We start from the raw sequence: 12,751 nt of genomic DNA, 5'->3' as shown, positions 1-12,751 counted from the left end.
CGGAGAAATTCCAATGGCCAGACCCAAGATCGCGCTAATCGGCGCAGGTCAGATCGGCGGCACGCTCGCCCACCTTGTTGCCCTCAAAGAACTCGGTGACGTCGTTCTCTTCGACATCGCAGAAGGTATTCCTGAAGGCAAGGCGCTCGACATCGCTGAATCCGGCCCCGCTGAAGGGTTTGATGCCAAGCTGAAGGGCACACAGTCCTATGCCGATATCGCAGGTGCCGATGTCTGCATCGTGACCGCTGGCGTCCCGCGCAAACCGGGCATGAGCCGTGATGACCTGCTGGGGATCAACCTGAAGGTCATGAAATCGGTCGGCGAAGGTATCCGCGATCACGCACCGAATGCGTTCGTTATCTGCATCACCAACCCGCTCGACGCGATGGTCTGGGCATTGCAGCAGTTCTCGGGCCTGCCCGCGAACAAGGTCTGTGGTATGGCCGGGGTTCTGGACTCCGCTCGCTTCCGCCATTTCCTTGCCGAAGAGTTCGACGTTTCGATGAAAGACGTTACTGCCTTTGTGCTGGGCGGCCACGGAGACACCATGGTTCCGTCTGTCCGCTACTCGACAGTTGGCGGCATTCCGCTGCCCGATCTGATCGACATGGGCTGGACCACTCAGGAGAAAATGGACGCCATCGTTCAGCGTACCCGTGATGGTGGCGCAGAGATCGTCGGCCTGCTGAAAACCGGTTCCGCTTTCTACGCACCGGCAACCTCGGCCATCGAAATGGCCGAAGCCTACCTGAAAGATCAAAAGCGTGTTCTGCCCTGTGCCGCATATTGCGATGGCGATCTTGGAGTGAAGGACATGTATGTGGGTGTGCCCACGGTGATCGGAGCCGGCGGCATCGAGCGCATTGTGAACATCAAGCTCAACAAGGCCGAGCAGGAAATGTTCGATACCTCGGTCAAAGCCGTAAAGGGCTTGGTGGACGCCTGCAAATCCATCGACAGTTCGCTGGGCTGATCCAGCAGCTTTGAAATGAACAAGGCCGTGCGCTGACAAAAGGCGCGCGGCTTTTTTTGTTGTCTGGGCTCGGGACAGCGATACACTCCGAAGCATGTTCCGATCTTTTATCCTTGCCGTTGTTCTGTCAGCGTCCGGTGCGCTGGCTCAAACGAGCACTCAGGTTTCGGACCTAATTGCGGCCAACGGGCTCGAGGCGACAGCCTTGCAACTGAATGGCGCGACTTCGGCCGAAGATCGGTTCGCCCTTGGCGGCGTGTTGTTTTTGAGGGCTATCGAGGAATCTCTGCAAACCCGGTGGCAACATGGAATGTCCCGAACCGGTGGGATGCTTCCCGTTCTTCGTCTTCCCGTGGCAGAAAATCCCGACCCTGACCCATTCAGACCGGAACTGATCGTAGAAATGTTCGCTGCGCTGATCAGCAATATGGAAGCTGCCCGCGCACAGCTCGACCTGATCGGGGATGGTGACGAGGTCAGTATCCCGCTGTCCCTCGGTGATGTCTGGTTCGACGTGAACATGGATGGCCAACGCAGCCCGCAGGAGGGGTTGCTTTCGATCGCCGGGACTACTCTGGGTATTCGTGGAGGAACGCCGCCGACAATCCAGTTTGACACAGCCGATGCAGCCTGGCTTTCGGCTTACACCCATCTGCTTGCCGCTGTGGGAGACCTTGTGCTGGCATTCAACCCAACGCCCCAGATCGATAGAATTCTGCAGGCGGATCGGGAGATGGAGAGCATGGGCGGCTCTACACCCTATACCAATGCCTATGACATGATGCTGAGCACCGAGATTGATCTGCTCGCAATCGCCTATTTCTCTCTTGGGCAGCAACCTGATCCAGTCCGCACGCGTGCAGCGCGTGAAAACCTGTTGGCGATGATCCGCAAAAACCGAGTCTTCTGGGCAAGAGTGGAGGCCGAGACCGACAATTTCGCGGAATGGATCCCGAACTCTCAGCAGGTTTCGGCACTCGGCATTCCGGTTCCTCCGGAAACCGGGGAGCGGTGGCTCAATCTGCTGTCAGATGGCGAGGATCTGTTGGAGGGGCGTAAGCTTATCCCGTTCTGGCGCCTCCGCAGCGGAGCTGGACTTAACCTTCTTCGCCTCATGGAAGAGCCTCCCCCGGTTGATATTGCAGCATGGGCGCATGGGATCGGGTTGTTGCCCTATTTCGAAGACGGCGAGCGTATCAGCACTGAAAACTGGTGGCTGTTCCAAGATCTGGTCAGCGGCGATGCCGCCCTTTTTGCAGTATGGTTGAATTGACGGCTGAGGCTCCGAATCACTTTCCGGCCTGACCCTTCCGTTCTGTGATCACACCTGGAAAAAGCGTGATCACAAATTGCCCCAATATCCGCCAAAAAACCGCTCTGCGTCAAAAAATCCTTTAAGGAATGGGGGTAGAAGAGCCTATATCGGCTCAATCGCAGTCAGACGGGACAGTTTCAATGAACATCCACGAATATCAGGCCAAAGCCCTTCTTCGCAGCTACGGCGCGCCCGTGTCCGATGGACGTGTGGTTCTGAAGGCCGAAGATGCAAAAACCGCCGCAGGCGAATTGGACGGCCCGTTGTGGGTGGTCAAAGCCCAGATTCATGCCGGCGGCCGCGGCAAAGGCTCCTTCAAGGAGGCCGATGCTGGGGAAAAGGGCGGCGTGCGCTTGGCAAAATCGGTCGAAGAAGCGGCTGAAGAAGCCAAAAAGATGCTGGGGCGCACCCTTGTGACCCACCAGACTGGCCCAGCCGGCAAACAGGTCAACCGCATCTACATCGAAGACGGGTCGGACATTGCCCGCGAACTGTACCTTGCGCTTCTGGTGGATCGCCAAACCTCGCGTGTGTCCTTTGTCTGCTCGACCGAAGGCGGCATGGATATTGAGGAAGTTGCGGCCTCGACCCCCGAAAAGATCCTGAGCTTTTCGGTCGATCCGGCCACCGGCTACATGCCGTATCACGGCCGCCGGATTGCCTTTGCGCTTGGGCTCGAGGGCGCGCAGGTCAAGGAATGCGTCAAGCTGATGGGGATCCTCTACTCGGCCTTCATCGAAAAAGACATGGAGATGCTCGAGATCAACCCGCTGGTGGTTATGCAGGACGGAAAGCTCAAGGTTCTGGATGCCAAGCTCGGGTTCGACGGCAACGCGATCTACCGCCACCCCGACATCGCCGAATTGCGCGACACTACCGAGGAAGATCCCAAGGAGCTCGAAGCCTCCAAGTATGACCTGAACTACATCGCTCTCGATGGCGAGATCGGCTGCATGGTGAACGGTGCCGGCCTTGCGATGGCGACAATGGACATCATCAAGCTCTATGGTGCTGAGCCGGCCAACTTCCTCGATGTCGGCGGCGGCGCCACGAAAGAGAAAGTGACGGAGGCGTTCAAGATCATCACCAGCGACCCGCAGGTCAAAGGCATTCTGGTCAACATCTTCGGTGGCATCATGCGCTGTGACGTGATTGCCGAGGGTGTTGTTGCCGCAGTGAAGGAAGTTGGGCTGCAGGTTCCGCTGGTCGTGCGCCTCGAAGGCACCAATGTCGAAAAAGGCAAGGAGATCATCAACACCTCCGGCCTGAACGTGATCGCTGCCGACAACCTGAGCGACGGCGCCGAAAAGATCGTCAAGGCCGTGAAGGGCTGATCCCAAATCCGCAGGGCGGGGGCCTCCCCGCCTAACCGAACAGATTTGGCGGGCCATGCCCGCCCCACAAAGGAGAATGCCACCATGGCTATCCTCGTCGACGAAAATACCAAGGTCATCTGCCAGGGCTTCACCGGCTCTCAGGGGACATTCCACTCCGAACAGGCTATCGCCTATGGCACCAAGATGGTCGGCGGGGTCACCCCCGGAAAAGGCGGACAGGATCACCTCGGCCTGCCGGTCTTCAACTCGGTCCACGAGGCCAAAGCCACAACCGAGGCCAATGCATCCGTGATCTATGTGCCGCCGCCCTTCGCAGCCGACTCGATCCTCGAGGCAATTGACGCAGAAATGGAATTGATCGTCTGCATCACCGAAGGTATCCCGGTTCTGGACATGATGAAGGTGCAGCGCGCGCTGGAAGGTTCCTCTAGCCGCCTGATCGGCCCCAACTGCCCCGGCATCATCACGCCCGATGCTTGCAAAATCGGCATCATGCCCGGCCATATTCACAAGCGTGGGTCGGTCGGTGTTGTCTCACGTTCGGGCACGCTGACCTATGAGGCGGTGAAGCAGACCGCCGATATCGGCCTTGGCCAATCCACCGCCGTGGGTATCGGTGGCGACCCCATCAAGGGGACCGAACATATCGACGTGTTGGACATGTTCCTTGACGACGATGAAACCCAGTCAATGATTATGATTGGTGAAATCGGTGGATCCGCCGAAGAAGAAGCTGCGGAATTCCTTGCCGAACAAAAGAAAAAAGGGCGCTGGAAACCGGTTGCTGGCTTCATTGCCGGTCGTACCGCTCCTCCGGGCCGTCGCATGGGCCATGCCGGCGCGATTGTCGCTGGTGGCAAAGGTGGTGCCGAGGACAAGATCGAAGCGATGAAATCGGCGGGGATCGTCGTTGCCGAAAGCCCTGCCGGACTCGGCGAAGCCGTACTGAAGGCGATCGGCTGAGCCCAAGCCAATACCAGCCCCGGTCAACCAAGGCCGGGGCCGGATCATGCAAGGGAGAACGACCATGACATTCGGAACCGCAGTGCGCACCTGCTTCTCCAAGTTTGTCACTTTCTCGGGCCGTGCTTCGCGCGCGGAATACTGGTACTTTTTTCTCTTTATCGTGATCTGGAACACGATAGCCGGGATCATTGACTGGCAACTGTTCACCCAGGTCAGCGAAACCGAAGTGGATGGCGTCAAAACCGTCGTTGCAACTTCTTCGCAACCGGTCCAGACCATCGCAGGCCTGATCGTTTTCCTGCCGCATCTCGCTGTCGCATGGCGACGCATGCAGGACACCGGCCGCAGCGGGCTTTATGCTCTGCTGCCGATCCTTCTTATGCTGGGCGCGTTCGGTGTGCTGATCTTTGGCATTGGCTTTGCCTCGGTGTTTGATCCGGGTGGGTCGATGGACATTCTTTTCACCCGCGCAACGGGACTAATCCTGCTTCCGACACTTCTTGTGCTTTTTGTTTCTCCTCTTTTGGTGCTTTGGTGGCTGACCCGCCCCAGCCAGCCCGGCACCAACCAATACGGTCCCAACCCACATGAGGCAGCCCAATGACCGATCAATCGCCCAACGACCTCTTTCATGCTTCCAGCTTCATGCAGGGGCACAATGCCGCGTATCTGGAACAGCTCTATGCCCAGTATGCCAATGATCCCAGCGCGGTTGATGCGGCCTGGGCCGAATTTTTCCGGCAGATGGGTGACGCGGAACTTGACGTGAAAGCCGAAGCCGCCGGACCAAGCTGGGCGCGCAGCGACTGGCCTCCGATGCCGGGCGATGATCTGACCGGTGCCCTGACCGGAGAATGGGCCGATACGGACGCAAAGGCGGCCGGTAAAAAGATTAAGGAAAAAGCCGTCGCCGCCGGTGTCGAGGTGAGCGACGACCAGATCAAGCGGGCGGTGCTGGATTCCATCCGTGCGCTGATGATCATCCGCGCCTACAGGATCCGGGGGCATCTGGTTGCAGAACTGGATCCGCTCGGCATGCGCAGCCAGACCCCTCATCCAGAACTTGAGCCCAAGACCTATGGCTTCACCGATGCGGACATGGATCGCCCGATCTTCATCGACAATGTTCTGGGGCTGCAAGTGGCCTCGATGCGGCAGATTGTCGAGATTGTGAAACGCACGTATTGCGGCACTTTCGCGCTCCAGTACATGCATATTTCCGATCCCGAACAAGCGGCTTGGCTGAAGGAACGGATCGAAGGGTTCGGTAAGGAAATCGCCTTTACCCGCGAAGGACGCAAAGCCATCCTCAACAAGATGGTCGAGGCGGAGGGCTTCGAAAAGTTTCTGCATGTCAAATACATGGGAACCAAACGGTTTGGTCTGGATGGCGGAGAATCCCTGATCCCGGCGATGGAACAGATCATCAAGCGCGGCGGCGCACTGGGTCTGAAAGAGATCGTTATCGGCATGCCTCACCGCGGCCGCCTCAACATTCTCGCCAACGTGATGGCCAAACCTTATCGCGCCATATTCAACGAGTTCCAGGGCGGCAGCTTTAAACCCGAGGATGTGGATGGATCAGGCGATGTGAAATATCACCTCGGCGCGTCTTCAGATCGTGAGTTTGACGGCAACTCTGTTCACCTGTCGCTCACCGCCAACCCCTCACACCTTGAGGCCGTGAACCCGGTGGTGCTGGGCAAGGTCCGCGCCAAGCAGGATCAGCTGAACGATGCCGAACGTACCCAGGTCATGGGCGTTCTTTTGCACGGCGATGCTGCATTTGCCGGTCAGGGTGTTGTGGCCGAGGGTTTCGGTCTGTCCGGCCTCAAGGGCCACAAGACCGGCGGCACGATGCATATTGTGGTGAACAACCAGATCGGCTTCACTACCGCGCCGCATTTCTCGCGCTCGAGCCCCTACCCGACAGACATTGCCCTGATGGTCGAAGCGCCGATCTTCCATGTGAACGGCGACGATCCCGAAGCGGTTGTTCATGCGGCCAAGGTCGCAACCGAGTTCCGCCAGAAATTCCACAAGGATGTGGTCATCGACATCTTCTGCTATCGCCGCTTCGGTCACAACGAAGGCGATGAGCCAATGTTCACCAATCCGATCATGTACAAGCGGATCAAGGGCCATAAGACCACGCTGGCTCTTTACACCGAGCGCCTTGTGAAGGACGGCCTCATCCCCGAGGGTGAAATCGAAGACATGAAAGCCGCGTTTCAGGCCTACCTGAACGAGGAGTTCGAGTCCGGGAAAGACTACAAACCCAACAAGGCCGATTGGCTTGATGGTCGGTGGAAGCATCTGGATCGCGAAAAGGGCGAGTATGTGCGTGGCGATACGGCAATCTCGCCGGACACCCTTGCCGAAGTCGGCGCGGCTCTGTCCCGAGTGCCGGACGATTTTGCCCTGCATAAGACTGTGGGCCGACTTCTCGACACCAAGGCAAAAATGCTCGAAACCGGCGAGGGCTACGACTGGGCAACAGGCGAAGCGCTTGCCTTCGGTTCGTTGCTGACCGAAGGTTTCCCGGTGCGTCTGTCAGGTCAGGATGCCACCCGCGGGACCTTCTCGCAGCGCCACTCGGGTTTCATTCATCAGGAAACTGAGGAACGCTATTACCCGCTCAATCATATCCGTGCCGGTCAGTCCCAGTATGACGTGATTGACTCGATGCTCAGCGAATATGCAGTGCTTGGGTTCGAATACGGCTATTCGCTTGCAGAGCCCAACGCGCTCGTCGCGTGGGAAGCGCAGTTCGGCGATTTCGCCAATGGTGCGCAGATCATGTTTGACCAGTTCATCTCATCGGGTGAATCGAAATGGTTGCGGATGTCGGGACTCGTGGTGCTGCTGCCGCATGGTTTCGAAGGTCAGGGCCCCGAGCACAGCTCCGCGCGCCTTGAACGGTTCCTGCAAATGTGCGGGCAAGACAACTGGATCGTCGCCAATTGCACGACCCCGGCCAACTACTTCCACATCCTGCGGCGCCAGTTGCACCGATCTTTCCGCAAGCCCTTGATTCTTGTCACACCCAAATCCCTGCTGCGTCACAAGCTTGCAGTCAGCCGGGCCGAGGATTTCACTACCGGATCCAGTTTCCACAGGGTTCTGTGGGACGACGCTCAAAAGGGCAACTCGACCACCAAGCTGGTAAAAGACGACAAGATCAAGCGCGTGGTGATGTGTTCGGGCAAGGTCTACTTTGATCTCCTGGAAGAACGGGATGCCCGCGGTATCGATGACATCTACCTGATGCGGATCGAACAGTTCTATCCGTTCCCGGCCCATTCGCTGATCAACGAGCTGCAGCGTTTCAAGGGGGCCGAGATGGTCTGGTGTCAGGAGGAACCTAAAAACCAGGGTGCCTGGTCGTTCATCGAACCCAACATTGAATGGGCGCTGACCCGGATCGGCGCCAAGAACACCCGGCCGCGCTATGCCGGTCGCGCCACCTCGGCCTCGCCCGCCACAGGTCTGGCCAGCCAACACAAAGCCCAACAAGAGGCGCTCGTGAACGAAGCGCTGAGCATCGAAGGATAACAGAAGATGGCAATCGAAGTTCGAGTCCCCACACTGGGCGAATCCGTTACCGAAGCCACGGTAGCCACCTGGTTCAAAAAGCCCGGCGATCCTGTCGCCGTTGACGAGATGCTGTGCGAGCTGGAAACCGACAAAGTAACCGTTGAGGTCCCCTCACCCGCCGCTGGCGTCATGGGTGAAGTGGTTGCCGCCGAAGGTGACACTGTCGGAGTTGATGCTCTGCTGGCAATGATCACGGAGGGCGGAGCTGCGTCTGCCGGAGCCGGAGATGCGCCGAAACCGGCCGAGGCCCCTGCTGCATCCGGCAGCACCGCCGACCGCATTGACGTGATGGTGCCGACGCTAGGCGAGAGCGTAACCGAAGCCACCGTTTCAACATGGTTCAAGCAGGTCGGCGACTCGGTCGCGCAAGACGAAATGCTCTGCGAGCTGGAAACAGACAAGGTCTCGGTCGAAGTCCCTGCCCCAGCGGCCGGTGTTCTTGCCGAGATCGTGGCCCCCGAAGGAACAACCGTAGACGCCACCGCCAAGCTCGCGGTTCTGTCCGGATCCGGCGCAGGTGTCGGTGCATCACCAGCTCCGGCAGCTCCTGCCGCTGCTGTGACACCCGCCGTTGCCACCGGCGGCGCCAAGGATGTAGCCAACGCGCCGTCAGCCGAAAAGGCTATGGCACAGGCTGGAATCAGTGCAGATGCCGTCACCGGGACTGGCCGTGACGGCCGCATCATGAAAGAGGATGTCGCCCGAGCGGTAGCCGCTGCTGCCAGCGCCCCGGCTGCAGCTTCTGCACCTGCGGCCCCCCGGGCACCGGTGGCCGCTGACGATGCCGCACGCGAGGAGCGGGTGAAAATGACCCGTCTGCGCCAAACCATCGCCAAGCGCCTGAAGGATGCCCAGAACACCGCCGCGATCCTGACCACCTTCAATGAGGTGGACATGACCGAGGTGATGGCGCTGCGAAATCAGTACAAGGACCAGTTCGAAAAAAAGCATGGCGTGCGCCTCGGCTTCATGTCCTTCTTCACCAAAGCCTGCTGCCACGCGCTGAAAGAAGTTCCTGAGGTCAATGCCGAAATCGACGGCAACGACATCGTCTATAAGAACTTCGTGCATATGGGCGTTGCCGCCGGTACGCCGCAGGGTCTGGTTGTTCCGGTCATCCGCGATGCCGACAGCATGTCCTTTGCCGCGATCGAGAAAGCCATTGCCGAGAAAGGCAAGCGCGCGCGCGACGGCAAGCTGAGCATGGCTGAAATGCAGGGCGGGACCTTCACTATCTCGAATGGCGGTGTCTACGGCTCGCTGATGTCCTCGCCGATCCTGAATCCCCCGCAGTCCGGTATTCTTGGCATGCACAAGATTCAGGATCGCCCGATGGTCATCAACGGAGAGATCAAGATCCGTCCGATGATGTATCTGGCGCTTAGCTATGACCACCGGATCGTTGACGGCAAAGGCGCTGTGACCTTCCTTGTTCGTGTAAAAGAGGCGCTGGAAGATCCGCGCCGCCTGTTGATGGATCTGTAATCATGGCAACTCATGCAATCTGGCAGGCCGATGTGGCCGATTTCGACGCTTGGTTCGGTGTTTTCAAACAGGACAAACTGAATCGAAAAGCCGTGGGTATCCGCACTTTGCATGTCTGGCGGGACCCCGATCAGGACAACCACGCGGTTGCCCTGTTCGAGATCCTCGATCCGGACAAGGCGCGCGCCTTTTTTGAATCCGAGGAACTCGCAGTTCACATGGAACGCGATGGTGTCATCAACGTTTCAGTGAAACTACTGACCCCGGCCTGAACCTAGTCCGCGTGGCTCTTTCTGCGGGGCCGCGACACATTCTTTCGGCCACCTTCGGCCACCAAGCGCATCTTGCCCTCGTGGGTAATCCGGTGCGCCACAGGAGAAAACAATGGCAAATTATGACGTCATCGTAATCGGCGCCGGGCCCGGCGGCTATGTCTGCGCTATCCGCTGCGCCCAACTGGGTCTGAAAACCGCCGTGGTCGAAGGCCGTGAAACTCTGGGCGGGACCTGCCTGAACGTGGGCTGCATTCCCTCCAAGGCGCTGCTGCATGCGTCGCACAGCCTGCACGAAGCGCAGCACAATTTCGCCAAGATGGGTCTCAAGGGCAAGTCTCCGTCGGTCGACTGGAAGCAGATGCTGGCCTATAAGGACGACGTGATCGGCCAGAACACCAAGGGCATAGAGTTCCTGTTCAAGAAGAACAAGATCGACTGGCTGAAAGGCTGGGGGTCGATCCCGGCTGCGGGCAAGGTGCAGGTCGGTGATGAAGTCCACGAGGCAAAGAACATCATTATCGCCTCGGGTTCCGAGCCTTCCTCGTTGCCAGGTGTGGACGTGGACGAAAAAGTCGTCGTGACGTCAACGGGCGCTCTGGAACTGGGCAAGATCCCCAAAAAAATGGTCGTGATCGGGGCCGGTGTGATTGGGCTGGAACTGGGCTCTGTCTACTCCCGTCTGGGCGCTGAGGTCACGGTGATCGAGTTTCTCGACGCAATCACTCCGGGAATGGATGCAGAAGTGCAGAAGACCTTCCAGCGCATTTTGAAGAAGCAGGGCATGAGCTTTGTAATGGGAGCCGCCGTTCAGAAGACCGAAGCCACAAAGACCAAGGCTAAGGTGACTTACAAGCTACGCAAGGATGACACCGAACATGTCATCGAGGCAGATACCGTTCTGGTCGCCACTGGCCGCCGCCCGTTCGTCGACGGCCTGGGACTCGAAAAACTTGGCATCGAAATGACGCAGCGCGGTCAGATCAAGGTGGGTTCTGACTGGCAGACCAACATTGCCGGCATCTATGCTATCGGTGACGTTATCGAAGGTCCGATGCTTGCTCACAAAGCAGAAGACGAAGGAATGGCCGCCGCCGAACAGGTTGCCGGCAAGCATGGTCACGTCAACTACGGCGTCATTCCCGGTGTGATCTATACGACACCCGAAGTGGCCAATGTTGGTGAAACAGAGCAGACCCTGAAAGAGGCCGGCCGGCCCTACAAGGTTGGCAAGTTTTCATTCATGGGAAATGGCCGGGCCAAGGCCAATTTCCAGGGGGAAGGTTTCGTCAAGATCCTTGCCGACAAGGACACTGATCGGATTCTCGGGGCGCATATCATCGGCCCGGCAGCCGGCGAACTGATTCACGAAATCTGCGTTGCCATGGAGTTTGGCGCTGCGGCTGAGGACCTGGCGCTGACCTGCCACGCGCACCCAACCTACTCCGAGGCCGTGCGCGAGGCCGCGCTGGCATGTGGCGACGGGCCTATTCACGCCTGAAGATTTCCGATGCGCCCGGCGGCCTTCATACCGCCGGGCGTAGCCATGCGGTCAGATAGGTTTCCAACCGCTCGGCAAAATTTGTTTCCCCGTGCAATGCGCAAAACTGCAAGGACATGGCCTGTATAGCAAAGGCCATAACTCCTTCGGCCAGCAATTCGGCAGACACATCCCTGCGCAGGTTCGCCGTTTCAAGCCAGGCTGCAACGATCTCAACATAGCGAACGAAGCAATGTGCAATCGGTCCGATTTCCGCGATTGCAGTTGCCCCAGAGTACCGCAGGATCAGGTCAAAAACATACCGCTCCGAGGTCATGAAGCTGTGTATGCCGTCTAGTGCGGCAACCAGTTCCGGAACTGAACCGGGTGACGGAGCAGCTGCGGCCTCGTCGAATTTGCGGCCAAATTCCTCACCGATCAGAATCTCCATCAGGGCGTCTTTGTCCTTGAAATGCGCAAAAAATGTGCCCTTCGCCACTCCAGCCGCCCTGACAACTTCCTCTACCCTCAGCGCCTCGTATCCGTGTTTCCGGACAAGGATATGAGACTCGGACAGCAGGCGGGCACGGGTTTTCAGAGTGCGTTTCTGGATCGTCTTTTGCATAGGCTCATGTTGCACGAAATCTGACCATGGTCAAATTTTTATTGACCGCGGTCAATTTTTGAGCCATTTAATTGACCATGGTCAATATTAGGAGATTCTCATGCGACCCCGAAAGATCTTCATACTTGATGGTCATCCCGGCCATGACAGCCTGTCCCGCACATTTGCGGAAACCTATGGCGACGCAGCCCGAAAGAATGGTCACGACGTTCGTATCGTGCACCTGAGCGATCTGGAGTTCGACGACGATTTTGGACAGGGCAATTACACGGATTACAAACCTCTGGAGCCTGCCTTGGAAAACGTGCTGCAGGATATCGAGTGGAGCGATCACCTCGTTCTGACCACACCGATGTGGTGGGGCGGCCTGCCAGCGAGACTCAAGGGCCTGATCGACAGGGCGTTCCTGCCCGGTCGGACCTTTGACACTAGAACGACAACAAAGTTGGGCCTACCGGCTCCTTTGCTGACGGGCCGAACCGCCCGGGTCATTATGACTTCGGATACGCCGGGATGGTTCATGCGCCTGTTTTACAAGCAGGCGATGATCCGCCAACTGCGCGATCAGATCCTTGGCTTTGTCGGTTTCAAGCCGACACGCTTCACCTATTTCTCCGGCGCCAGCCAACCGAAACCCGGTCATGTGGATCGCTGGCTCGCAACGGTCGAACGGATCGGAGCAGCAGCGGTGTGAACGT

General features: G+C 58.2%; 11 protein-coding genes. 10 read left to right on the top strand and 1 reads right to left on the bottom strand.

Annotation, left to right across the window (positions count from 1 at the left end; translation table 11 throughout):
* Window positions 1-13 precede the first annotated feature (13 nt).
* From mdh to lpdA, 9 genes are all read left to right on the top strand, one after another.
* On the top strand, window positions 14-976 hold the full coding sequence (gene mdh / locus ACP15U_RS01035; protein WP_425043260.1) for a malate dehydrogenase: 963 nt from the start codon (window positions 14-16) through the stop codon (window positions 974-976).
* A gap of 94 nt (window positions 977-1,070) precedes the next feature.
* Window positions 1,071-2,249 (top strand): hypothetical protein, encoded by a 1,179-nt coding sequence (locus ACP15U_RS01030; protein ID WP_425043259.1) that lies wholly within the window; start codon window positions 1,071-1,073, stop codon window positions 2,247-2,249.
* Window positions 2,250-2,431: 182 nt separating this feature from the next.
* Entirely contained in the window at window positions 2,432-3,625 is a 1,194-nt protein-coding gene (gene sucC, locus ACP15U_RS01025; RefSeq protein ID WP_425043258.1) for an ADP-forming succinate--CoA ligase subunit beta, read from the top strand.
* Between the two features lie 84 nt (window positions 3,626-3,709).
* On the top strand, window positions 3,710-4,591 hold the full coding sequence (sucD, locus tag ACP15U_RS01020) for a succinate--CoA ligase subunit alpha (protein WP_425043257.1): 882 nt from the start codon (window positions 3,710-3,712) through the stop codon (window positions 4,589-4,591).
* A gap of 64 nt (window positions 4,592-4,655) precedes the next feature.
* Window positions 4,656-5,198 carry a DUF805 domain-containing protein gene (locus ACP15U_RS01015; protein ID WP_425043256.1) on the top strand — a complete coding sequence of 181 codons (543 nt, stop codon included), beginning with the start codon at window positions 4,656-4,658 and terminating at the stop codon, window positions 5,196-5,198.
* Window positions 5,195-8,149 (top strand): 2-oxoglutarate dehydrogenase E1 component, encoded by a 2,955-nt coding sequence (locus ACP15U_RS01010; protein WP_425043255.1) that lies wholly within the window; start codon window positions 5,195-5,197, stop codon window positions 8,147-8,149. Before ACP15U_RS01015 ends, ACP15U_RS01010 begins: the two co-directional genes overlap by 4 nt.
* A gap of 6 nt (window positions 8,150-8,155) precedes the next feature.
* Window positions 8,156-9,676 carry a 2-oxoglutarate dehydrogenase complex dihydrolipoyllysine-residue succinyltransferase gene (gene odhB, locus ACP15U_RS01005; RefSeq protein WP_425043254.1) on the top strand — a complete coding sequence of 507 codons (1,521 nt, stop codon included), beginning with the start codon at window positions 8,156-8,158 and terminating at the stop codon, window positions 9,674-9,676.
* Between the two features lie 2 nt (window positions 9,677-9,678).
* On the top strand, window positions 9,679-9,948 hold the full coding sequence (locus ACP15U_RS01000; RefSeq protein WP_425043253.1) for a hypothetical protein: 270 nt from the start codon (window positions 9,679-9,681) through the stop codon (window positions 9,946-9,948).
* A 112-nt stretch (window positions 9,949-10,060) separates the two neighbouring features.
* Window positions 10,061-11,449 carry a dihydrolipoyl dehydrogenase gene (gene lpdA, locus ACP15U_RS00995; RefSeq protein ID WP_425043252.1) on the top strand — a complete coding sequence of 463 codons (1,389 nt, stop codon included), beginning with the start codon at window positions 10,061-10,063 and terminating at the stop codon, window positions 11,447-11,449.
* 25 nt (window positions 11,450-11,474) lie between these two features.
* On the opposite strand, the gene ACP15U_RS00990 is transcribed toward lpdA, so the two are convergent.
* Window positions 11,475-12,053 carry a TetR/AcrR family transcriptional regulator gene (locus tag ACP15U_RS00990; protein ID WP_425043251.1) on the bottom strand — a complete coding sequence of 193 codons (579 nt, stop codon included), beginning with the start codon at window positions 12,051-12,053 and terminating at the stop codon, window positions 11,475-11,477.
* Between the two features lie 100 nt (window positions 12,054-12,153).
* On the opposite strand from ACP15U_RS00990, the gene ACP15U_RS00985 reads away from it, so the two are divergent.
* On the top strand, window positions 12,154-12,747 hold the full coding sequence (locus ACP15U_RS00985) for an NAD(P)H-dependent oxidoreductase (protein WP_425043250.1): 594 nt from the start codon (window positions 12,154-12,156) through the stop codon (window positions 12,745-12,747).
* Window positions 12,748-12,751: the final 4 nt, after the last annotated feature.

This window comes from Primorskyibacter sp. S87 (assembly GCF_049801055.1).
Lineage (GTDB): Bacteria > Pseudomonadota > Alphaproteobacteria > Rhodobacterales > Rhodobacteraceae > JBNAGF01.
This window is presented reverse-complemented; position numbering and strand designations above follow the sequence as displayed.

What these genes read in the sequence shown, in the direction of transcription:
- mdh (WP_425043260.1), top strand. Translation starts at nt 14, where the DNA reads ATGGCCAGACCCAAGATCGCGCTAATCGGCGCAGGTCAGATCGGCGGC.
- ACP15U_RS01030 (WP_425043259.1), top strand. Translation starts at nt 1,071, where the DNA reads ATGTTCCGATCTTTTATCCTTGCCGTTGTTCTGTCAGCGTCCGGTGCG.
- sucC (WP_425043258.1), top strand. Translation starts at nt 2,432, where the DNA reads ATGAACATCCACGAATATCAGGCCAAAGCCCTTCTTCGCAGCTACGGC.
- sucD (WP_425043257.1), top strand. Translation starts at nt 3,710, where the DNA reads ATGGCTATCCTCGTCGACGAAAATACCAAGGTCATCTGCCAGGGCTTC.
- ACP15U_RS01015 (WP_425043256.1), top strand. Translation starts at nt 4,656, where the DNA reads ATGACATTCGGAACCGCAGTGCGCACCTGCTTCTCCAAGTTTGTCACT.
- ACP15U_RS01010 (WP_425043255.1), top strand. Translation starts at nt 5,195, where the DNA reads ATGACCGATCAATCGCCCAACGACCTCTTTCATGCTTCCAGCTTCATG.
- odhB (WP_425043254.1), top strand. Translation starts at nt 8,156, where the DNA reads ATGGCAATCGAAGTTCGAGTCCCCACACTGGGCGAATCCGTTACCGAA.
- ACP15U_RS01000 (WP_425043253.1), top strand. Translation starts at nt 9,679, where the DNA reads ATGGCAACTCATGCAATCTGGCAGGCCGATGTGGCCGATTTCGACGCT.
- lpdA (WP_425043252.1), top strand. Translation starts at nt 10,061, where the DNA reads ATGGCAAATTATGACGTCATCGTAATCGGCGCCGGGCCCGGCGGCTAT.
- ACP15U_RS00990 (WP_425043251.1), bottom strand. Translation starts at nt 12,053, where the DNA reads ATGCAAAAGACGATCCAGAAACGCACTCTGAAAACCCGTGCCCGCCTG.
- ACP15U_RS00985 (WP_425043250.1), top strand. Translation starts at nt 12,154, where the DNA reads ATGCGACCCCGAAAGATCTTCATACTTGATGGTCATCCCGGCCATGAC.